This window comes from Mycobacterium sp. pW045 (genome assembly GCF_041287085.1).
GTDB lineage: Bacteria > Actinomycetota > Actinomycetes > Mycobacteriales > Mycobacteriaceae > Mycobacterium > Mycobacterium algericum_A.
The window spans coordinates 235,511-257,431 of record NZ_JBGGKU010000001.1; the positions used below are offsets into that span (position 1 = coordinate 235,511).

The 21,921-nt window shown below is 68.9% G+C and carries 20 protein-coding genes; 9 read left to right on the forward strand and 11 right to left on the reverse strand.

The genetic code is table 11. From position 1 onward, the window contains the following. Positions 1-22: 22 nt before the first annotated feature. From ACAG20_RS01140 to ACAG20_RS01150, 3 genes are read right to left on the reverse strand one after another with little or no spacing between them, the layout of a single operon-like run. On the reverse strand, positions 23-1,375 hold the full coding sequence (locus ACAG20_RS01140; protein ID WP_370491220.1) for an MCE family protein: 1,353 nt from the start codon (positions 1,373-1,375) through the stop codon (positions 23-25). Between the two features lie 2 nt (positions 1,376-1,377). Beyond that, positions 1,378-2,229: an ABC transporter permease gene (locus ACAG20_RS01145; RefSeq protein WP_370491221.1), complete on the reverse strand. Its 852-nt coding sequence runs from the start codon at positions 2,227-2,229 to the stop codon at positions 1,378-1,380. Beyond that, positions 2,226-2,993 (reverse strand): MlaE family ABC transporter permease, encoded by a 768-nt coding sequence (locus tag ACAG20_RS01150; protein ID WP_370491222.1) that lies wholly within the window; start codon positions 2,991-2,993, stop codon positions 2,226-2,228. The genes ACAG20_RS01145 and ACAG20_RS01150 overlap by 4 nt, the downstream gene beginning before the upstream one ends. Positions 2,994-3,472: 479 nt before the next feature. Here ACAG20_RS01150 and ACAG20_RS01155 point away from each other — a divergent pair, with 479 nt between their 5' ends. Beyond that, positions 3,473-4,039 (forward strand): isoprenylcysteine carboxylmethyltransferase family protein, encoded by a 567-nt coding sequence (locus ACAG20_RS01155; protein WP_370491223.1) that lies wholly within the window; start codon positions 3,473-3,475, stop codon positions 4,037-4,039. Positions 4,040-4,048: 9 nt separating this feature from the next. Here the strand turns inward: ACAG20_RS01155 and ACAG20_RS01160 are convergent, their stop codons facing one another. Both ACAG20_RS01160 and ACAG20_RS01165 read right to left on the reverse strand, forming a co-directional pair. Continuing rightward, on the reverse strand, positions 4,049-5,587 hold the full coding sequence (locus ACAG20_RS01160; protein WP_370491407.1) for a glycerol-3-phosphate dehydrogenase/oxidase: 1,539 nt from the start codon (positions 5,585-5,587) through the stop codon (positions 4,049-4,051). Next, on the reverse strand, positions 5,587-6,165 hold the full coding sequence (locus tag ACAG20_RS01165) for a TetR/AcrR family transcriptional regulator (RefSeq protein ID WP_370491224.1): 579 nt from the start codon (positions 6,163-6,165) through the stop codon (positions 5,587-5,589). The genes ACAG20_RS01160 and ACAG20_RS01165 overlap by 1 nt, the downstream gene beginning before the upstream one ends. Positions 6,166-6,221: 56 nt before the next feature. Here ACAG20_RS01165 and ACAG20_RS01170 point away from each other — a divergent pair, with 56 nt between their 5' ends. Both ACAG20_RS01170 and ACAG20_RS01175 read left to right on the forward strand, forming a co-directional pair. Then, positions 6,222-7,820, forward strand: coding sequence for an FAD-binding oxidoreductase (locus tag ACAG20_RS01170; RefSeq protein ID WP_370491408.1), 1,599 nt, complete (start codon positions 6,222-6,224; stop codon positions 7,818-7,820). Positions 7,821-7,825: 5 nt separating this feature from the next. Beyond that, positions 7,826-8,719 carry a diacylglycerol kinase gene (locus ACAG20_RS01175; protein WP_370491409.1) on the forward strand — a complete coding sequence of 298 codons (894 nt, stop codon included), beginning with the start codon at positions 7,826-7,828 and terminating at the stop codon, positions 8,717-8,719. Positions 8,720-8,828: 109 nt separating this feature from the next. Here the strand turns inward: ACAG20_RS01175 and ACAG20_RS01180 are convergent, their stop codons facing one another. The 3 genes from ACAG20_RS01180 to ACAG20_RS01190 form a co-directional block, all read right to left on the reverse strand. Next, positions 8,829-9,341, reverse strand: a complete 513-nt coding sequence (locus ACAG20_RS01180; protein WP_112685545.1) for a DUF3145 domain-containing protein — start codon at positions 9,339-9,341, stop codon at positions 8,829-8,831. Between the two features lie 128 nt (positions 9,342-9,469). Beyond that, entirely contained in the window at positions 9,470-10,297 is an 828-nt protein-coding gene (locus ACAG20_RS01185) for a serine hydrolase domain-containing protein (RefSeq protein ID WP_370491225.1), read from the reverse strand. Positions 10,298-10,308: 11 nt separating this feature from the next. Next, entirely contained in the window at positions 10,309-11,307 is a 999-nt protein-coding gene (locus ACAG20_RS01190) for an AraC family transcriptional regulator (protein ID WP_370491226.1), read from the reverse strand. A 93-nt stretch (positions 11,308-11,400) separates the two neighbouring features. On the opposite strand from ACAG20_RS01190, the gene ACAG20_RS01195 reads away from it, so the two are divergent. From ACAG20_RS01195 to ACAG20_RS01205, 3 genes are read left to right on the forward strand one after another with little or no spacing between them, the layout of a single operon-like run. Then, the gene (locus tag ACAG20_RS01195) at positions 11,401-13,203 is read left to right on the forward strand and encodes an amidohydrolase family protein (protein WP_370491227.1); all 1,803 of its coding nucleotides are present in this window, start codon (positions 11,401-11,403) and stop codon (positions 13,201-13,203) included. Between the two features lie 10 nt (positions 13,204-13,213). Beyond that, positions 13,214-14,299 carry an S-(hydroxymethyl)mycothiol dehydrogenase gene (locus ACAG20_RS01200; protein WP_370491228.1) on the forward strand — a complete coding sequence of 362 codons (1,086 nt, stop codon included), beginning with the start codon at positions 13,214-13,216 and terminating at the stop codon, positions 14,297-14,299. After that, positions 14,296-14,925, forward strand: coding sequence for an MBL fold metallo-hydrolase (locus ACAG20_RS01205; RefSeq protein WP_370491229.1), 630 nt, complete (start codon positions 14,296-14,298; stop codon positions 14,923-14,925). Before ACAG20_RS01200 ends, ACAG20_RS01205 begins: the two co-directional genes overlap by 4 nt. A gap of 102 nt (positions 14,926-15,027) precedes the next feature. Here the strand turns inward: ACAG20_RS01205 and ACAG20_RS01210 are convergent, their stop codons facing one another. Beyond that, on the reverse strand, positions 15,028-15,663 hold the full coding sequence (locus tag ACAG20_RS01210; protein ID WP_370491410.1) for an SHOCT domain-containing protein: 636 nt from the start codon (positions 15,661-15,663) through the stop codon (positions 15,028-15,030). Positions 15,664-15,809: 146 nt separating this feature from the next. On the opposite strand from ACAG20_RS01210, the gene ACAG20_RS01215 reads away from it, so the two are divergent. Beyond that, a complete protein-coding gene (locus tag ACAG20_RS01215) occupies positions 15,810-16,889 on the forward strand; it encodes an SAM-dependent methyltransferase (RefSeq protein ID WP_370491230.1) in 1,080 nt (359 codons plus the stop codon). Positions 16,890-16,891: 2 nt separating this feature from the next. Here ACAG20_RS01215 and ACAG20_RS01220 read toward each other — a convergent pair whose 3' ends face one another. Further along, positions 16,892-18,418 carry an Hsp70 family protein gene (locus ACAG20_RS01220; protein WP_370491231.1) on the reverse strand — a complete coding sequence of 509 codons (1,527 nt, stop codon included), beginning with the start codon at positions 18,416-18,418 and terminating at the stop codon, positions 16,892-16,894. 427 nt (positions 18,419-18,845) lie between these two features. Between ACAG20_RS01220 and ACAG20_RS01225 the strand changes: the two genes are divergently transcribed. After that, a complete protein-coding gene (locus ACAG20_RS01225; protein WP_165825124.1) occupies positions 18,846-19,520 on the forward strand; it encodes a cutinase family protein in 675 nt (224 codons plus the stop codon). A 159-nt stretch (positions 19,521-19,679) separates the two neighbouring features. After that, entirely contained in the window at positions 19,680-20,327 is a 648-nt protein-coding gene (locus ACAG20_RS01230) for a cutinase family protein (RefSeq protein WP_370491232.1), read from the forward strand. Positions 20,328-20,337: 10 nt separating this feature from the next. Here ACAG20_RS01230 and ACAG20_RS01235 read toward each other — a convergent pair whose 3' ends face one another. Continuing rightward, positions 20,338-21,909: an acetolactate synthase large subunit gene (locus tag ACAG20_RS01235; protein ID WP_370491233.1), complete on the reverse strand. Its 1,572-nt coding sequence runs from the start codon at positions 21,907-21,909 to the stop codon at positions 20,338-20,340. Positions 21,910-21,921 lie beyond the last annotated feature (12 nt).

Below are 21,921 nucleotides of genomic sequence, written 5' to 3' on the forward strand. Positions count from 1 at the left end.
TCCATGACGACGGGTTCTCGGATCAGGGTTCCGGGGGCGGAGCCGGGGGCACGCCGGGGAACAGCGGCACCCCGCCGGGCCCGTACTGCGGCGCCCCGTACGGGGGCGTGCCGAACCCCAGTTCGGGCTGCGGACCCACCGCCGGCCCAGGCAGGCACTGCCGGACTGCCGGAGGCAGGGGCACCGCGCGGGTGACGCGGAACCAGTCGGCGTAGCAGTGCTGCCCGATGCCGGGGTTGGGGCGCAGGTCGAGGCCGGTTCCCCAGCCGGTGTTGGTGACAAGATGGCGGACCGGGAAGTTCTTGGCGACATCGGGGAGCGAGCCGCATCCCGGCTTGCCTCCCGGGCCGCCCTTGGCTGCGGTGATCGGTAGGTTGTCGGGGTATCGGTAGATCTCGTCACCGAGCAGCAGAGCGACATCGACGATCAGAGATGAGCCGTTCGCGCCGCCCATGTAGTCGGCCAGCCCGTAGTCGTCCAGCGCCGCCTTGGCCCCGAGCAGTGTGCAGGTCAGTTGCGGGTCGTACTTGAGCAACAGGCTGGTGGTGGGTTCAAGGGCATTGACCGACCGGACCAGGTTGTCCCGGTTCGGCCCGATCAGATCGATGCCGCTGTGCGCGAATCCGACCAGGTTGAGCAGCAGGTCATCCAGGTCTGCCGCGTTGTCTGCGATCGTCGCGCTGGTGGTGCTGGCGGCGGACAGCGTTCTCAAGATGTCTTCTGCCGCAGCGTTGTAGGTGTCAGAGAAGCCCTTCAACGCTCGCCAGTCCCCGTGGACGGTCTGGCTGCGGGCGTTGAGCGCGACCAATGTCTCATGCGCCCCGGTGGTGGCATGGCCGATCCGCTGCCCCTGTCCGCCCACGCCGTCGGCAACGGCGGACAGCACCGCGTTCAGTTCGACCGGGTCGACCTGTTTGATCACGCCGACCAGATTCTGGAAGACGGTGTTGACCTCGGTCGTGACGTTTGCCGACTTGAGTACCGAGCTGGCCGTCAGCGGCACCGGGCTGGGACGTTCCGGATCGACCAGCTCGACGAACTTCGCACCGAAGGCGGTGGTGGCCGAGATCCGAACCCCGACGTTGCTCGGGATGCGATGGATGAGCCGCGGGTCGAATTCGAGTTTCAGGCTGACCGGCTGTGTGCCACCGACGATCTGGCCGACACGGCCGACCTGCACTCCGCGCATCTTCACCTGAGCGCCGGTCTCCATGACCAAACCCGCGCGGTCGGAGATCATCGTCACCGGGACATGGCTTTGGAACGATCTGTTGAAGCACTGCCCCACCAGCCACGCCGCCAAAACGACGAAGACGATGAAGATCAGCGCCCACCACCGGGGGTGGATCCACGATTCGGTTCTCCTGGCCGGCATCGCTATCCCGCCAGGTGGAAGTTGCCGGATTGACCGTAGACGGCCAATGTGATCGCGACCGTGACCAGAACCGCCGCCAGCACCGAGGCGCGGGTGGCCCGGCCCACGGCCTCACCGACTCCGGCCGGGCCGCCCGAGGCGGTGAATCCGTAGTAGGTGTGAATGATCATGATCGTGATGCTGGCGATCGCGACCTGAATGAACGACCAGATCAAGTCCGTTCGATTCAAGAACGTATGAAAGTAGTGGTCGTAGACGCCGGAGGACTGACCGTAGATCACCGTTGTGCCGAAACGCGCGGAGAAGAAGGTCATCAGCACGGCCACGCAGTAGAAGGGGATGACCACGATGAGTCCGGCCAGCACCCGGGTGGAAGCCAGGTATGCGATGGCGCGGACCCCGATGACCTCGAGGGCGTCGATCTCTTCATTGATTCGCATCGCCCCGAGTTGTGCCGTGGCGCCGGCGCCGATCGTTGCCGCCAAAGCGAATTCGGCGGTCAGTGGTGCGAGGATCCGCACGTTGAAGTAGGCCGAGGCGAATCCGGTCAGGGCTTCCACCCCGATCTGTCCCAGCTGGCTGAAGCCCTGCGCCGCGATGAGGGCTCCGGTGGACAGCGTGAGGATGCCGACCACCGCGACGGTGCCACCGATCATCGCAAGGGCGCCCACACCCAGGCTCATCTGTGCCACCTGCCGCACCAACTCGACCCGGTAATACAGGAAGACCTCGCGGACCGAAGTCAGTGTCTTGACGTGGAATTGGATCTGAGCGCCGAGACGGTCCCAGGCGGACACCCACCGACCAACGGTTCGGCCGAAGTCGAGGGCCCCGGTGCCTGCCGCGCGGTTCACGGCGTCACCCGGAACCCGATGGCGGTCACCACGGTATTGATGACGAACAGCGCCATGAACGAGAACACCACCGTCTCATTCACCGCATTGCCCACGCCGGCAGGGCCGCCGCCGACCGAAGTGCCCTTGTAACAGGCGATCAGGCCGGCGGTGAGGCCGAACAACGTGGCCTTGACCAGGCAGACGACGACATCGCTGAGACCGGTGATCAATGTCAGGCCTGCGACGAACGCACCGGGCGTGACGTGCTGAAAGTACACCGAGAAGACGAAGCCGCCGGACAGCCCCACCAAAACCACGAGCGGGGACAACAGCAGGGCGACCAGGGTGGCGGCCAGGACCCGAGGGACCACCAGCGCCTGAATCGGGTCGATACCCATGACACGTAGTGCGTCGAGTTCCTCCCGGATGGTGCGCGCCCCCAGGTCCGCGCACATCGCGGTGGCGCCCGCGCCGGCGACCACCAAAACCGTGACCACCGGTCCGATCTGGAGTACCGCACTCAGCGCGGCACCGGTACCGGAGAAGTCCGCCGCCCCGATCTCACTCAACAAGATGTTGAACATGAAAACCGCCAGCACGGTGAACGGGATGGACAACACCATGGTGGGCACCAGTGAGACACGCGCGACGAACCACGACTGCAGCAAGAACTCACGCCACGCGAACGGCGGCCGGAATATCTGGGTCACCGTGTCGAGCGTCATCGCGAAGAAATCGCCGAGTGCACGCACCGGCTTGCCCACGTCCACGGCGCTACGCATCACGACACCGCACCTCGGCGCAGCCTGGCCTCGCCCACCCCAACGGGGTACGCGTCGCAGGATTCGGAGAGTACAAGCCAGTCCCCCCAGCCGTCGGTCAGTAGTGCCGCTGCCACAATGTGACGTGGTTCATGTGTTGAATTGAGATTAAACAGTATTCCCCCGCGGCCCGCAAGGGTTCCGCGAAAGCGCCTACGGCAATCCTCTCGACTGTTCCCTCTGGATGGTCCTTATTTGTTGTATATCAACATATTTGATCATCATTGGCCGAATCGATGCTTGCGCCTACCGATCGGGACCTCGCGCCGTCACCACGCCTGAATACAGACTCGATTTAATGAAATCGCCGAGAGCGTCAGCCACTCTCCGACGGGGCGGGATCGGACCTCGGGCCGACGCCCTTGACATTCGGCAGGACCGGCAAGAGAATTCATCGTGCGATGAATTGAGTGCAGCTGGGCCGAACCGGAGGGATCCCGATGCCTGAATATCTGGCCGCGCTGGCCCTGGCGTTGTGTCCCGCCCTGGTCGCCGGACGTCTCATCGCGCTACGGCGCAGCGGAACGCGGGCCCTGCACTTCGCCAGCACCGACCGCAAAGACTTCCTGATACCGCCGTTCGCGCTGGTCTACTTCTACGTGATCTTCGCCGGCGCCTTCGGCTGGCCGCTGGGAGCCTCCGGCCGGTTCTTCACCTCCGCCGCCCTCGCCTGGGCCGGAGTCGCCCTGTGCTTCGTCGGGCTGGAGCTGGTACTGCTGACGCTGATCTCCTTCGGCACCAGCTTCCGCGTCGGCATCGACACCGATCGACCGGACAAGCTGGTCACGTCGGGGGTGTTCGCGATCAGCCGCAACCCCATCTACGTCGGATTCGCACTGGTGCTGCTCGGCCAGTTCCTGGTCTTCCCCAGCTGGATTCCGCTGATCTACCTGGTCGCGGGCGTCGGGCTGTTCCACCGTCAGGTGCTGCGAGAAGAAGCCTTCATGCGCGAGCATTACGGGCGCGAGTACGCCGAATACACCAGCCGGGTGCGCCGGTATCTGTGAGCGGCGGCCTCAATCCGCGGCCGCGAGAAACTCCTGCGCCACCGGAACCACTCGCTCCCGATCCGCGGCGACCAACCCGATCCGGGTCCGCCGGTCCACGATGTCGGCGACGGTCAGCGCCCCTTCGTGGGTGATCGCGTACTCGAACTCGGCGCGGATCACGTCGATCCCCTCGGCCACCGGGTCGGTTGGCCGCTCGCAGGTGGCCGCGGCCAGCACCCCGGGTGCCTCCGCCCCGTAGCGCAGCACCAGTGATACCGGCAGCTCAGCGGTCGCCGGCAGCTGCGAGCCCGGATTGCCCGGTGCGCCGACCAGCGGCAGATCCCGGGTGCGGCAGGGTGTGGCAGCCAGCCCGCGGATCCGCACCGCGCGGTCCAGCACGTCTTGCGCCATATAGCGGTACTCGGTCAGCTTGCCGCCGATCACGCTGAGCACCCCGGCTTCGGATTCGACGACGGCGTGGTTACGCGAGACGTCGGCGGTGCGCCCTTCGCCGGTGTCGATCAGCGGGCGCAGTCCGGCATAGGAGCCGATCACATCGGCGTCGCTCAGCTCGGTGCCCAGAGCGGTGTTGACGGTGTCGAGCAGGAAGGACACCTCAGCCGAAGTCGGTTGCGGGACATCGGGAACCGGACCGGGGGCTTCTTCGTCGGTGAGCCCCAGATACACCCGGCCCAGCTGCTCGGGCATGGCGAACACGAAGCGGTTGAGCTCACCCGGGATCGGTACCGTCAGCGCGGCGGCCGGGTTGCCGAACGCCGCTGCGTCGAAGACCAGGTGGGTGCCCCGGCTCGGCCGCAGCCGCAGCGCCGGATCGATGTCGGCGGCCCACACTCCGGTCGCGTTGATGACCGCCCGCGCGGCGACCTCGAAGGACTCACCGGTCAGCTGATCGGTCAGCCGCACCGAGTCGCCGGTGGCCTCCGACGCCGCCACGTAAGTGAGGATGCTCGCGCCGTGCTGGGCGGCGGTGCGAGCGACCGCCGTGACGAGGCGCGCATCATCGATCAACTGCCCGTCATAGGCCAGCAGTCCGCCGTCCAGGCCGTCGCGTCGAACAGTGGGCGACAGGTCGATCACCTGGTCGGGTGAGATCCGTTGCGAGCGTGGCAGAACCGTCGCCGGAGTGCCGGCGAGCCGGCGCAGCGCGTCGCCGGCGAGGAACCCGGCGCGCACCAGGGCCCGGTTGCGGCGACGCATCGAAGGCAGCAGCGGCACCAGTTGCGGCATCGCCCGCACCAGGTGGGGAGCGGTGCGGGTCATCAGGATTCCGCGTTCGATCGCGCTTCGCCGCGCGATGCCCACGTTGCCGGTCGCCAGGTACCGCAGCCCGCCGTGCACCAGTTTGGAGCTCCATCGGCTGGTGCCGAACGCCAGATCGTGCTTCTCGGCCAGCACCACCCGCAAGCCGCGGGTGGCGGCGTCCAGTGCGATGCCGGCACCGGTGATACCGCCACCGATCACCACGACGTCGACGCCGGTGCCGTCGGCCAGCGCCGTCAGCTCCCGGGTGCGGCGAGCGGCGTTGAGGGCGGCGGTCTCGAGCATCACGACAGGTACCGGTTGAGGGCGTAGCTCAGTTCGGCGGCCAGGGCGGCCTCATCGAGGATCGGCGCGACCAGCTGCGCCGACTGGATCGCCGACTGGGTGATCAGCAGACACATCGCGGCGAGCCCGCGCGGATCCCCCGGCCGTACGCCGCCGCCGACCTGGGCGGTGCCGAGTTCGGCCGCCACCAGGTCGATCAGCCGCTGCTGGCTGGCCCCCATCCGCTCGGTGATGTAGACCATCGCCAGTTCCGGTGCGTGATGCAGCACCTGCATCACCACCTCGTCTCGCCGCAGCCGTGCGGCCACCGCCACGATCCGCTCGACCAGCGCCTCACGTCCGGCCCCCGGCACGGTCACCTCGGTCCAGGCGTCGGTGACCCGGGCGGTCAGCAGCGCGGCGATCACCGAGCGGCTGTCGGGCCACCGCCGGTACACCGTGGGACGGCTCACTCCGGCACGGCGCGCGATGGCCGCCAAGGTCACCCGCTCCACACCCAGCGCCAGCAGACAACTCGCGGCGGCGTCGAGAATCCGGTCCTCCACGGCAAGCTGCTCATCATTACTGGTTGACAGCATATGTAATACTGTAACGCATGACTCCGCCCGATGCCCAGGATGTCCTGACTCCGCCGATGAAGTGGAACGCCTGGGGCGACCCGGACGCCGCCAAACCACTATCGGATGGCATTCGCCAGCTGTTGAAAGCCGCGCTGGGCATCGAGGGCACCGGCGCCGTAGCCGCCGATCCCGACCAGGTGGCGCTGCGGCCATCGGCGCTGGCCGACACCGATCGCCGGGCACTGGCGGCGATCGTCGGCGAGGAATTCTGCCGTGTCGATCAGCGCGGGCGACTGTTGCGTGCCGGGGGCAAGTCGACGCTGGACCTGCTGCGGCGCAACAGCCCCGGCACCCAGGATGCGCCTGACGCGGTGCTGCTGCCCGGCGGCCCGGACGGCGAAGACCAGATCGCCGAGATCTTGGACTACTGCAGCCGGCATGCCATCGCGGTGGTCCCGTTCGGCGGCGGTACCAGCGTCGTCGGTGGGCTCGACCCGATCCGCGGTGAATCCGGCGCGTTGAATGCCGTCATCTCGTTGGACCTGCGGCGCTTCGACGAACTCCTCGGCCTCGACGAGATCTCCGGCGAGGCGGAGTTCGGCGCCGGGGTCACCGGGCCGGCGGCCGAACGACTGCTGGGCGAGCGCGGTTTCTCACTCGGTCACTTTCCGCAGAGCTTCCAGTTCGCCACCCTCGGCGGTTTTGCGGCCACCCGGTCCTCGGGCCAGGATTCGGCCGGCTACGGCCGGTTCGACGACATGGTCCGGGGGCTGCGGATGATCACCCCGGCCGGGGTGCTGGATTTGGGGCGGGCGCCGGCGTCGGCGGCCGGACCGGACCTACGTCAGTTGCTGATCGGTTCTGAGGGCGTGTTCGGCGTCATCACCCGGGTCCGGGTGCGGGTGCATCCGGTGCCGGCGACCACCCGCTATGAGGCGTGGTCGTTCGCGGACTTCGCCACCGGCGCCGCCGCGCTGCGGGCGATCACCCAGACCGGCACCGGCCCCACCGTTGTCCGGCTCTCCGACGAGGCTGAGACCGGCGTCAACCTGGCCAGCACCGAACAGATCGGCGAGCAGCAGATCACCGGCGGCTGCCTGGCGATCACCCTGTTCGAGGGCACCGCCGAGCACACCGAGAGCCGGCATGCCGAAACCCGGGCGCTGCTGGCCGGCCACGGCGGCACCTCGCTGGGCGAGGGACCGGCACGGGCCTGGGAACGCGGCCGCTTCTCCGCGCCGTACCTGCGGGATTCGCTGCTCGCGGCGGGAGCGCTGTGCGAAACGCTGGAGACCGCCACCAGCTGGTCCAACCTCGGCACGCTCAAGGCCGCCGTCACCGACGCGCTGACCACCGCACTGGCCGACAGTGGCACGCCGGCACTGGTGCTGTGCCACATCTCGCACGTCTACCCCACCGGCGCGTCGCTGTATTTCACCGTCGTCGCCGGGCAGCGCGGCAACCCGATCGACCAGTGGCTGGCGGCGAAAGCCGCTGCGAGCGAAGCGATCATGCGCAACGGTAGCACCATCACCCACCACCACGCCGTCGGCGCCGACCACCGGCGCTGGATGGTCGACGAGGTGGGCGAGCTGGGTGTGCAGGTGCTGCGGGCGGTCAAGGCAACACTGGATCCGGCCGGCATCCTCAACCCGGGCAAGCTGATCCCGTGACCCGGATCGGGCGGGTCACGCTGCTGACCAATCCGGCGGCCGGGCACGGCAACGCCCGGCATGCGGCCGAGCGGGCCCTCGCCCGCTTCCAGCAGCGCGGCGTGGACGTCAACCACATCGTCGGCTCCGATCCCCGGCACGCCCGGCAGCTGCTCGACGAGGCGCTGGCCGCCGGCACCGACGCCGTGGTGGTGGCCGGCGGCGACGGGGTCATCTCGTTGGCGCTGCAGGCGCTGGCCCTCGGCGCCGTGCCGTTGGGAATCATCCCGGCCGGCACCGGCAACGATCACGCCCGCGAATACGGTCTGCCCACCGGGAACCCCGAGGCGGCCGCCGATGTCGTCGTCGACGGATTCACCGAAACGGTCGATTTGGGCCGCATCACCCCCGACGGCGGCGCCCCGTCGTGGTTCGGCACCGTGATGGCGGCCGGCTTCGACTCACTGGTCAGCGATCGGGTCAACCGGATGCGCTGGCCGCACGGGCGGATGCGCTACAACCTGGCCATGGTGGCCGAGATGTCCAAGCTGCGGCTGCTGCCGTTCCGGCTGACCTTCGACGACGACGAGCCGATAGCCATCGAACTGACGTTGGCGGCGTTCGGCAACACCCGCAGCTACGGCGGCGGCATGCTGATCTGCCCGCACGCCGACCACGCCGACGGCCTGCTCGACGTCACGATGGTGCACTCGGGATCGCGCACCAAGCTGATCCGGCTGTTCCCCACCGTGTTCAAGGGCACCCACGTGGATCTCGACGAGGTGAGCACCCGGCGGGCGGCCAATATCCGGGTGGAATGCCCGGGCATCAACGCCTACGCCGACGGAGACTTCGTCGCCCCGCTGCCGGTGACGGTGACGGCGGTGCCGGGCGCGCTGCAGATCCTGCGCCCCAAGTGACGCCGAGCAGTCCCCCGCAAGCGGGAGGTGCCCCCAGCGAAAGCCCCTAAATTTCCGGGGCGGATTCCAGCCAAAATGGGGGCTTTCATGTCTGCTCGCGCCAAAGAAATCAGCCCACGCCACGGCTGAGCCAGGACACCTCCGCGCCGTCGCCGCCGTCGCGGAAGGGCTCCAGAGCCTCGTCCCAGGCGGTGCCCAGCACCGTCTCCAACTCGGCGGCCAACGCGTCGGCGCCGGCCGCCATCATGGTGCGCAGGCGGTTCTCGCCGACCATCACGTCACCGTTGGCGCTCATCGATCCACTCCACAGCCCCAATTGAGGGGTGTGGCTGAACCGGTGCCCATCGACGCCGGCGCTGGGATCTTCGGTGACCTCGAATCGCAACACCGACCAGGAGCGCAGCGCGCTGGCCAGGCGAGCACCGGTCCCGACCGGACCCACCCAGTTGACCACCGCACGCAGTTGCCCGGGCATGGCCGGCTGTGGTGTCCAGTTGAGCTTGGCCTGCGCGTTCAACGTCGAGGTCAGCGCCCACTCGACATGCGGGCACACCGCCGCGGGCGACGCGTGGATGTACACCACGCCGCTGGTCACGTCGGCGAATTGATTCGTCGCGCGCATCAGTTGCTCCTTCGGATCCACGAGGGACGTCTTCCCCAACGACCTGGCGGAACCGTGTGGAACGGTGCTGATGCTGCTGTTTATTTAGAGTCGTATGTGTCTATTGTGCCTCGTGAGACGCCTGTTGGCTAGTCCCCGCCGTACTCCGACACGACCGCGTCGGCCAGCGCCGGCCACAGCGGCATCGCCCAGTCGCCAAAGTTGCGGTCGGTGAGCACCACCAACACCCGCTCAATCACCGGATCAGCCCAGATCAGCGTGCCTGACTGGCCGAAATGACCGTAGGTGCGCGCCGAGTTGGCCGAGCCGGTCCAGTGCGGCGACTTGCCGTCGCGGATCTCGAAGCCGAGCCCCCAGTCGTTCGGCCGCTGCTGCCCGTAGCCGGGCAGCACGCCGTCCAGTCCGGGGAACTGCACGGTGATGGCCTCAGCGTGCAACTGCGGCGACACCGTCAGCGGTGCCAGCAACTCGCCGGCGAAGGCAGCCAGGTCGGCCACCGTCGAGGTGACCCCGAATCCGGCCGCCGCGGCGCCGCCGTCCAGCCGGCTGGCCGCCATGCCCAGCGGTTCGAACACCGCCTCGGTCAAATACCGGCCGAATTCGATCCCGGACGCCTGCTGCACCGCCTCGGCCAGCACCGCAAAGCCGTGATTGGAGTACACCCGCCGGGTGCCCGGCTTGGCCAGCACCCGGTCGGAGTCCAACGAGAGCCCAGAGGCGTGCGCAAGCAGATGCCGCACCGTGGCGCCGGGCGGCCCGGCCGGAGTGTCCAACTCCACGGCGCCCTCCTCGACCGCAACCTGCACCGCGCGTGCCACCAAGGGCTTGGTCACCGACGCCAGATAGAACGGCCGCGTGGTATCTCCGTGGTCGGCCAGCACACCCTGCGGGCCAATGACCACGGCCGCGACGTTGTCGACGGGCCAATCACCGAGGGCATCGAGGGCTGCAGGCATCGGCCGCCAGCCTAGCCTCGAACCGCCTTGCGGTAACTGCTCGCGGTGCACCCGAACCAGCGACGGCAGGACCGGCTGAGCACGCTCTGCTCGGCGTACCCGAGTTCGCGGGCCAGGTGCGACAGGCTGATGTCCGTCTCGCGCAGATACCGGTCTGCGGCGTCTCGGCGGACACCGTCGACCAGGGCGGCGAACGTGGTCTGCTCGGCGGCCAGCCGCCGGTGCAGCGCCTTGGGGTGCAGGCCGAGCTCGTCGGCGATCAGCTCCAGGCTCACCGTCCCGGTGGGCAACAGCTGGCGGGCCATGACGCGCACCGACGCGGCGATGCCGGGTGACTCGTCGGTCATGGCGCGCAGGTAATGCACCATGGCCTGGTGCGCCTGGTCGTCGCGGTGCAGCGGGCGGTTCAGGTCGGCGGTGCGGAAGGTGAACCCCGCGACCGGTTGCGCGAAGTAGGGGCGGCAGCCGAAGTAAGCCAGGTAGTCACGCACCGGGGTCAACGGTTCATGCGGAAGGTGCACCGACAGCGGCGCATACGGGCTGTCGAACATCATCCGCATGATGCCCAGCGACACCCCGAGCGACAGCTCGGTGGTCTGCGGGTGCGGCGGTGAGCGCTCGAGCAGGACGTCGAAGGCATAGAACGACTCGCTGCTCTTCGCCCCCGGGGTGATGCGAGCCGAGATCGCCGGGCTGTAGGCGGACATGAACCGCTCCACGATCGAGAAGCCGCCGCCGACGGTGGCCGCGGTGCGCGCCGCCACGCCCAGCGGCCCGAAGATGTCGATGTCCTGGCGCAGGGCCAGCCGTCGCCCAAAATCCGGGCAATCGACTGCATTCGCTGCATTCTCGACGGCGAGGATCACCGCGCGGTACGGCACGAACACCTCGTGTGTCCCGGCCGCCCCGGACGGCACCCCGGCCGCTGCCAGTAACGCCGCCGGATCGCCGCCGAGTTCGGCGACCAACTCCGGGTAACCGGACAACGCGGTGCCGCGCACCACCGACATGTCCGCAAATATCAAAGAAATGTCCGCAGATGTCAAGACTTCGCCCGCGGGGCAGGCCATGCTGGATCAGGCATCGATCGGAAGGAACGTCCCGTGAGCTTTGACACCGTAATTCGTGGCGGCCGGTGGTTCGACGGCACCGGCGCGCCGTCGGCGATCCGCAACATCGGTATCCGCGACGGTCATGTCGCCGCGATCTCGGCCGAACCGCTCGACGAAGCGGGCTGCGGCCAGGTGATCGACGCCGCCGGCAAATGGGTGCTGCCAGGACTGCTCGACATCCACACCCACTACGACGTCGAGGTGCTGGTCGCCCCGTCGCTGTCGGAGTCGGTACGGCACGGTGTCACCACGGTGCTGGTCGGATCGTGTTCGTTGTCAACGATCCACGTCGACGGCCAGGACGCCGGCGACCTGTTCGGCCGGGTGGAGGCGATCCCGCGCCAGTACGTCGTCGACACCATCGACAAGCACAAGGACTGGTCGAGTTGTGCGGACTACATCGCCGGCCTGGAGCGGCTGCCGCTCGGGCCGAACGTGACGGCATTCATCGGCCATTCCGATATGCGCGCGGCGACAATGGGGTTGGACCGTGCCACCCGCGCCGACGTTCGGCCCACCGCGGCCGAGCAGGCCCGCATGGAGCAGATGCTCGACGAGGCACTGCAGGCCGGGTTCGTTGGGATGTCGTCCCAGCAGCTGCTTTTCGACAAGATGGACGGGGATGTCTGTCGGTCGCGCACCCTGCCGTCGACGTATGCCAAGCCGAAGGAACTGCGCCGGCTGAAGTCCAAGCTGCGCCGCAGCGGACGAATTCTGCAGGCCGGCCCGGACGTCAAGAACCCGCTGGACGTGGTGTCGCAACTGGCGCAGGCACTGGGGATTTTCCGCCGGCCACTCAAGACCAGCCTGCTGGCAGCCGCCGACGTCAAGAGCAACCCGCTTGCGGTTCCGGCGATGATCAAGGCCTCGCGCATGCTCAACAAGCTGGGCGCCGACTTCCGCTGGCAGCACCTGCCGGTGCCGTTCGAGGTCTACGCCGACGGCATCGATCTGGTGATCTTCGAGGAGTTCGGCTCCGGCGCCGAAGCGCTGCACCTGCGCGAGTCGGTCGAACGCGACGAGCTGATGCGCGACGAGGGCTACCGGCGGCGCTTCCGCAAGGACTACCAGAACAAGTACGGCCCCCGGGTCTGGCATCGCGATTTCTTCGACGCCGAGATCGTCGAGTGCCCCGACGCGTCGGTGATCGGGAAGTCCTTCGGTCAGGTCGGGGTGGACCGCGGCGGGGTGCATCCCGTCGACGCCTTCCTCGACCTGGTGCTGGAACACGGAACCGCGCTGCGCTGGCACACCACCATCTCCAACCACCGGCCCGACATGCTCCGCAAGATCGCCCGCGAGCCGGGCGTCCAGATGGGCTTCTCCGACGCCGGCGCGCACCTGCGCAACATGGCGTTCTACAACATGGGTCTGCGGTTGCTGCGCCACGTCCTCGATGCCCAGCAGGCCGGGCAGCCGTTCCTGTCGATCGAGCAGGCGGTGCACCGGCTGACCGGTGAACTGGCCGACTGGTACCGCATCGACGCCGGCCACCTGCGGGTGGGTGATCGCGCCGACGTCGTGGTGGTCGACCCCGCCCACCTCGACGACACGCTGGATGCCTACGTCGAGGAGACCTTCGCCGCCTATGGCGGTATGTCGCGCATGGTCAACCGCAACGACGAGGCGGTCACCGCCGTGTTCATCTCGGGCCGCGCGGTGGTCCTCGACGGGCAACCCACCGGCGTGCTCGGCACGCAGCGCACCGGAAGCTTCCTGCGCGCCGACACCCGCACCCCGGCCGTCACCGCGCAGGCCACGGTGCCGGCGGCGGGCGCGCCAACCGCAACATAAGGTTGGCATCATGAGTCAGACAGTGCGCGGCGTGATCTCCCGCGAAAAGGGCAAACCGGTCGAAGTGACCGACATCGTCATCCCCGACCCCGGCGCCAACGACGTCGTCGTCGCCATCACCGCCTGCGGGGTGTGCCACACCGACCTGACCTACCGGGACGGCGGCATCAACGACAGCTACCCGTTCCTGCTGGGCCACGAGGCCGCCGGCACCGTCGAGGCGGTGGGGTCGGCGGTGACCGCCGTGGCGCCCGGCGATTTCGTGATCCTGAACTGGCGTGCGGTGTGCGGACGGTGCCGGGCCTGCAAGCGCGGTCGCCCACACTTGTGCTTCGACACCTTCAATGCCTCGAAGCCGATGACGTTGGCCGACGGCACCGAGCTCACCCCGGCGCTGGGCATCGGGGCGTTCGCCGACAAGACACTGGTCCACGAGGGCCAGGCCACCTTGGTCGACCCGGCCGCCGACCCCGCGGTGGCCGGGCTGTTGGGCTGCGGGGTGATGGCCGGTGTGGGCGCGGCGATCAACACCGGCGGCGTCACCCGCGACGACACCGTGGCGGTGATCGGCTGCGGCGGCGTGGGCGACGCCGCGATCGCCGGTGCCGCGCTGGTGGGTGCGCGCCGCATCATCGCCGTCGACACCGATGACACCAAACTGGCCTGGGCCCGCGAGTTCGGCGCGACCGACACCGTCAACGCTCGCAGCCAGGACCCGGTGGAGATCATCCAGGAGCTCACCGACGGCTTCGGCGCCGACGTGGTGATCGACGCCGTCGGGCGGCCGGAGACCTGGAAGCAGGCGTTCTACGCCCGTGACCTGGCCGGAACCGTTGTGCTGGTAGGGGTTCCGACCCCCGACATGCGGCTGGACATGCCGCTGGTCGACTTCTTCTCCCGCGGTGGGTCGCTGAAGTCGTCCTGGTACGGCGACTGCCTGCCCGAACGCGACTTCCCCACGCTGATCAGCCTGTATCTGCAGGGCCGGCTGCCGCTGGAGAAGTTCGTCTCCGAACGCATCGGACTCGACGACATCGAGGAGGCCTTCGACAAGATGCACGACGGTAAGGTGCTGCGTTCGGTGGTGATGTTGTGAGCGGCCCCGCCATCCAGCGCGTCGTCACCAGTGGCACCTTCGAACTCGACGGTGGCAGTTGGGACGTCGACAACAACATCTGGATCGTCGGTGACGACTCGGAGGTGGTGGTCTTCGACGCCGCCCACACCGCCGCGCCGATCATCGAAGGCGTCGGTGGCCGCAAAGTGGTCGCGGTGGTGTGCACGCACGGCCACAACGACCACATCACCGTGGCGCCGGAACTCGGTGAAACATTCGACGCCCCGGTGCTGCTGCACCCCTCCGACGAGATGCTGTGGCGGATGACCCATCCGGACAAGGACTTTCGGCCGCTGTCGGACGACCAGACGCTGCGGGTCGCCGGCACCGAGCTCCGAGCCCTGCACACCCCGGGCCACTCGCCGGGATCGGTGTGCTGGTACGCGCCGGAACTGGGCGCGGTGTTCAGCGGCGACACGCTGTTCTGCGGCGGTCCGGGGGCAACGGGACGCTCGTTCTCGGACTTTCCGACGATCCTGGCGTCGATCTCCGAGCGGCTCGGCAGTCTGCCGGCCGACACCGTCGTCTACACCGGCCACGGCGACAACACCCGCATCGGCGACGAACTGGTCAACTACGACGAATGGGTGGCCCGCGGCCACTGACGATGCACCGCGAGGAACGAGCGGTGAAGAGGAAGCGGCCCAACCAACCCAGCCACTGACGATGCACCGCGAGGAACGAGCGGTGAAGAGGAAGCGGCAGCATCAGCGTTCGTCGAGGATACGCCGCTTCTCGGCCTCGAACTCGGCCGCCGTCAACGCGCCACAATCACGCAGTGCCGTAATCGTTTTGAGCTGTTCGATACGGATGCCCTCGCCGTCGGGGACCAGCGCCGCGCCCACCGTCGGCCGGCTGCGGTCGCGGACCCGCCAGAATCTTGCTCCGATCAGACCCACCGTGCCCAGCCCGAACACCGCCGCGAACACCCACGGAAGCGAACCGTGGGCACCGGACCTGCCGAAGGCCAGCCGCGGGGCGATGAAGCCGCTGACGTCGCCGTCCGTGGTGATCTGGTAGTCGCCGGCCGCCGCCACCTGCGCCCGCCACAACCGCCGCCGGGAGTCGTTGTTGACCGTCGTCGTGATCCCGACGCTCTCGGTGAACTCCGGATCGGCCGCCCCGGCCGGTGCCACCACGCCCAGGCTCAACGGCGGCACCGGCAGGCCGCCGCCGCTGGGGCTGGAGATGACCCGGGTGTGCAGGCTCACCGTCACCTCGCCTGCCGGAAGGTGGACGGTTCCCGCCCCCGGGATCGGCACCTCGCCGTAGGCGTTGTAGCGATCCAGCACGAAAACGTTGAGCATCAGCGCAACCACAAACCCGATGGCGCCGATGGCCATCAGGACCGCCGAGACCACGACCAAAACCCGTCGGGTCGCCTGCGCGCCGCTCACCTGGGCAGTGTCCCACGGTGATCACCGGCAGCGGCACACCCGCTACCGTCGAAGGTGGTGTTTGCGAATGCCCGCAACGGTGGGAGGTGCAGATGCGGGAGTCGAGCATCGTCGTACGCCCGGCGGCTGCCGGCACCCCCTCGAGACGATTGCAGGCAGCCGGCCTGGCCCATGCCACCGCCGTGTTCGAACGGCTGGCGGCCACGGTCCCGCTACCGCGCGCCCCGCGGCCGATCGTGGTCGCCGACTACGGCGCGGCGACCGGCTACAACTCACTGCTGCCGATCGGCGCCGCCATCGCGGTGTTCCGGCGGCGCACCCGGCCCGACCACGCCGTGCTGGTGGCACACACCGACCTGCCCGACAACGACTTCACCGCGCTGTTCAGCACGCTTGCCAACGATCCGGACAGTTACACCCGCAAGGACGCGGCCAGCTTCCCCTCGGCGATAGGCCGGTCGTTCTACGCCCAGATCCTGCCATCGCAGAGCGTCAACCTGGGCTGGACTTCGTGGGCGACGATGTGGCTGCGCCGACCCGCCGGAGAACTGCCCGAATTCGATGACCACGTCCATGTCGACCACAGCGACGACGCCGACGCCCGGCAGGAGTACACCCGCCGGGCCGCTCAGGACTGGCACGACTTCCTGGCCTTCCGCGGCCGGGAACTGGCCCCGGGCGGCAAACTGCTGGTGTTGACCGCGGCCGTCGACGCGCAGGGCCGGACCGGTTACCAGCCCGTGCTGGACGCCATCGTCGCGGCGCTCCACGAACTGGTTCGCGACGGCTTGCTGAGCCGCGACGAGGTCACTCGGATGACCATCCCGGTGCTCGGCCGCAGTGAGAAGGAGCTTCGCGCGCCGTTCGCCCCGGCCGGGCGGTTCGAAGCACTGACAATCGATCGACTCGAGGTATTCGACGCCGAGGACCGGTTCTGGGAGCGCTACCTGCTCGACGCCGACGCGCGTGCGCTGGGGGCCCGGTGGGCCGCGTTCACCAGCACCGCGATCTTTCCGGCGCTGGCCGCCGCACTGGCCGGCGGGGCCGGCGACCCGCGGGCGGCCGACTTCGTGCAGCGCCTGCAGGACGGTGTCGCCGCCGAGTTGGCAAGCAGCCCGCAACAGGTGCAGATCCCGCTGGCGCTGGTGGTGCTGTCCAAAAGGGCGGCGTAACGCTACGGGACGGCCGGGGCCTCGGCGGGTTCCGGGCCCGGCGGCATGGCCGGCGCCTCGGGAAGCTGCGGGAAGGCCGGCGGGGCCGGCTGGGGGTGCGGCACGTACGCCGGCGGCAGTTCGACGGTGGTCGTGGGAGGGGTCGTGGACACCGTCGTCAGCACCCCGGAACCGGGTCCCTCATCGGCGGCCTGCCGCAACACCAGCACCGCCACGGTGCCCAACAACATCGCGACCAGCGCGGCCAGGATCACCACCGGGGCCGGTCGCCGGTACCACGGCACCCCGCCCCGGTCGCCGATCTCCACCGGCTCGGGTGCGACAGGCTGCGGTACGGGCGTAGGGCGGGCCGCCGGCGGCGGCGTGATCAGGGGTTTGAACGCCGCGTCGGGCGGGTTGTCCGCCACCGGCGGCGGTGGTGGCGGCGGTTCGACCGGCGCGGTTTCGGGCAGCGGTGGCGGCTCGGCCGGCGGCGCAGCCTTTCTCGGCGTGGCCACCACGTTGCCGGCAACGCTGAGCGCCGCGCCGATGGCCGCTGTCAACTGTGGCCGGGGCGAGCTGATGACGGCGGCACCGAAGCGTTGCGACAGGCCGTTGGTGACCGTCGGCATATTGGCCCCACCGCCGACCGACACGATCGCCGACAGCTCGCCGGGAGCGATCTCGTTGTCGTCCAAGGTTTCTTGTAATGCGGCGAAGAAGCCGTCGAGTGGTTGACGCATCGCCTCATCGAGCTCTGCGCGGGTCAGCCATACGCCGCCGTGGAATCCGGCAAGCTCGGCGACCGTCTCCGTCGACAGGTGCTCCTTGGCGTCACGGCACTGGCTGCGCAATCTGGTCAACGACCCGACGGTCGGGGGCCCGTCACTGTTGCCGCCCAGATCGGCCACCACGTGATCGAGCAACGCCTGATCGATCACATCACCGGAGAACGTCGTGATCCGGCGGGTGGCGCCGATGGGTTCGTAATCGCGTCGGGCGTCGACGAGGGTGATATTGCTACCGCTGCCGCCGAAGTCACATACCGCGATGATGCCGTGGTCGGGCAGGCCCGGATTGGCCCGCAGGGCCGTCAACACCGCAGCGGTGTCCGAGATCAGCGTCACCGGATGCTGCGCCCATTCCGACACCCGCCCCAAGGCGGTGCGCAGCGCGCCGATGGCTTCCCGCGACCAGTGGGCCGGATGGCTGACCGCAACCGCCGGCGGTATCGGGCGTCCCTCGGTCGCGGCATAGGCCAGCGCGTGCAGCCCGTCGCCGAGCAGTTGCTCGGCGCGGTGCGTGGATCCGTCGCCCGCCACCACCGGCTCCCGGCCGCCGACGCGATCGACGAAATCGGTCACCACCAACCCGCGTTCGACCAGGTCGACGTTGACGGCGGAATTCTCCGACGGCATGCCGATCTGGGACGGCCGGTCCCGGAACAGCGTGAGCACCGGCCTGCGGGTGATCGCGCGATCGGCGGTGACCGCCGCCAGAGTGGTCGCCCCGACAGACATGCCCATCGCGGGGCCTGTGTCATGCGCCATGCTGTCCCATCCGCAGTGTCCACCGGCGATCGGAACGCACCGGATCCATGCGATTTTATCGATGCGTCTCCAATTTCCTCCGCATTGCAGCCCCATTGGTGCGCCGAACCGCTCGCAACACCCGAACACCTGCGGCCCCCGGCTTCCGGCAGTCGATGACACCGTGTCGGGGGCAGGCTGGCGGCACCGCGCGGCGGCGTCCGGTGCCGAGTTTGCTCCGGCAACACGGTGCGGTGGCCACTGCACCGACACCGGGCCGACATGCCGTGGTAACCGGCCGCTCACGTGCGCGTGGTCCGGTCATAAACCAAATCCTGGACAGGGCATGCGAGTCAGGCCGCGACGCGCCGGTAACCGCCTCCGGTATTACGTTAATTCCCAGGCCAGCTTGCTTACGTCGCGGCACGAGTTATGCCACCATGAACGGGTGAACACACGTCGGATTCTTCGCTCCCTCGGTGTTGTGCCGGCACTGGCCTGGCTGCTGCAGAGCACCGCTGTCACCCCTCCCCCCGCCTATGCCGAACCCTGCCCGGACGTCCAAGTATTGTTTGCTAGAGGCACCGATGAAGCGATCGGCGTCGGTGAGACCGGGCAAGCGTTCGTCGATGCGCTGCAGCACCGACTCGGCGAGCGCTCCATGGCGGTCTACGCCGTCGACTACCCGGCCACCAACGACTGGCCGACCGGTATCCAGGGCATCCGGGACGCCACCGCGCACATCCAGGCCACCGCCGCGAATTGCCCCAAGACCAAGATGGTGCTCGGTGGCTTCTCGCAGGGCGCCGCGGTGATGGGTTTCTCCACCGCCAACGCCATCCCGGACGGCGTGGAAGGAGTGGATATACCACGGCCGATGGCCCCCGAGGTGGCCGATCACGTCGCCGCCGTCGTGTTGTTCGGTACCCCGAACGAGCGGGCGATGAACTTCCTGGGCCAACCGCCCCTGGTCATCGGTCCGGCCTACCTGGCCAAGACCCTTCAGCTGTGCGCGCCGGAAGACCCGGTCTGCTCCGAGGGAATGAATTTCGCGGCGCACGCCCCCGGCGCCTACGACGGGATCGCCGACGAGGGTGCGGCCTACGCGGCAAACCGGCTGTAATCACTGTCGTCGCAGCGTGGCGCCGGCAGTGCTGTTTGCTGGTGGCCCCCAGACGGCCGCGGTTGCCAAGGCGCGGGCGATGACCTGACCGGGCCGGCACGGCACCGAAGGTCGACCCCGCGGGCCGGTCGGGCGACCGCGACATGTCAGCATTTGAACATGACCTTGCGTAACGCTGTTCGCACCGTCACTGCCGCGGTGATGCTGATGGGAACCCTGCTGGGCTCGCCGACGGGCGTTCCGGCCGCCGCCGCCGAGCCCTGCCCGGACACCGAGGTGGTGTTCGCGCGCGGTTCCGGACAGCCCGTCGGGCTCGGTGACGTCGGCGAGGCGTTCGTCGCTTCGCTCACCGAAAAGCTGCCCGGTCGCGACGTACGGATCTACCCGGTCGACTACCCGGCGAGCACCGACTACCGCAACAGCGCGCTGCTCGGTGAGAGCGACGCCACCGCACGCATCCAGGCCACCGCCGACAACTGCCCGAACACCAAACTCGTGCTGGGCGGTTACTCCCAGGGCGCCAGCGTCATCGAGATGTCCAGCAATTCGCTGCCGCCGGGGGTCGCCCAGCGGGTGGCCGCAGTGGTCCTCTTCGGTCCCCCATCGAGCCCGTACTCCACCTCGTTGTGGGGCGGCCCGCTGCCGGTCCTCGCCGCGTCGTACCAGCCGAAGACCATCACCTTCTGCCTGGCGGGTGACATCTACTGCGAAGACAACGGCAGCGTGGTGCCGCACCTGATGTACGTGCAGGACGGCAAGGCCGACGAGGGCGCCGCCTTCGCCGTGAATCGCCTGACGAGCGGTTAGCAGGGCTCGCTCAGAACACGCTCGGCATCCGCGCATCGATAAGGTGCGGCCCCGGCTCGGCCAGCGCCCGCCGGAACTGGTCGGCGAGTTCCTCACAGGTGGTCGCCACGCTCGCCGGCACCCCGAAACCTTCGGCGATCTTGGCGAAGTCCATGTTGGGCCGCGAAAGATCCAGCAGCGCTTCCGCTTTGGGCCCGTAACGCCCACCTTCACCTTCGGCACCCACGCGGGCCAGTTCCATGCGCAGGATCGCGTAGGAGCTGTTGTTGACCAGCACCGTGGTCACATCGGCGTTCTCCCGCGCCATCGACCACAACGCCGAGATGGTGTAGGCCGCGCTGCCGTCGGCCTGCAGCGCGATCACCGGGCGGTCCGGTGCGGCGACGGCAGCGCCCAGTGCGACCGGCAGTCCCTGTCCGATCGCACCGCCGGTGAGGGTGAGCACATCGTGGCGCGCCGCGCCGGCGGTGGCCGCCGGCAACATCAGGCCCGAGGTGTTGGACTCATCGGAGATGATCGCGTTCTCGGGCAGCAGCGCCCCGATCACCTGCACCCAGTTCTGCGGGGTCAGCTCCCCCGCCGGCAGTTGCGGGGCGGCGGCGGGTGCGGGCCGCGGCTGCACGCCCGGCGCCACCGCCTCGGCCAGCTGCGTCAGCGCAGCGGCCACATCCGTCTCCAGGCCCGCCAACTGGTGCACCGCACAGCCTTCGGGCACCAGGTCACTGGGCTTGCCCGGGTAGGCGAAGAACGACACCGGGGCCCTGGTGCCGGCGACCACCAGGTGCTTGATCCCGTCGAGCTGGAACGCGGCCTGCTCGGCCAGGTAACCGAGCCGGTCGATGGCCGGCACCCCGGCGCCACGCGCCAAGCGGGCCGGGAAGGTCTCGACCAGCGCGCGGGCTCCGGTCGCCGCGGCGATCCGGTCGGTGGCCTGCAGTGCTGCCACATCGGCGGCCGCCGGGCCACCGATCAGCAGCGCCACCGGCTCGCCGCTGCGCAGCACGTCGGCGATCTCGGCGACGGCATGCGCGTCGGGGGCGGCCGCCGCGACCGCCTCGACCGGACCGGCCGCCTGCGCCCCGTCGTCCCAGGAGATGTCGGCGGGCAGGATCAGGCTGGCCACCTGCGCCGGACTGGCCATCGAGGCGGCCACCGCTTCGGCCGCATCCCGGCCGATCTCGGTCCCCGCGCCGGTGCGGCGCACCCAGCCGTGGGTCCAGTCCGTCAGCGGCTCGATGTCGGATTCCAGTGGTGCGTCGTACTTCTTGTGGTAGGTGGCGTGGTCACCGATGACGTTGACCACCGGCACATGCGCCCGGCGGGCGTTGTGCAGGTTGGCCAGGCCGTTACTGAGCCCGGGCCCCAAGTGCAGCAGGGTGGCCGCCGGCTTCCCGGCGATGCGGGCATAGCCGTCGGCCGCGCCGGTCACCACTCCTTCGAACAGGCACAACACCCCCCGCATCTGCGGCACCGAATCCAGCGCGGCCACGAAATGCATCTCGGACGTGCCGGGGTTGGCGAAGCAGACCTGCACGCCACTGTCGACCAGGGTAGTGATCAGGGCCTGTGCTCCGTTGGTCATGAGGTTGCCTTT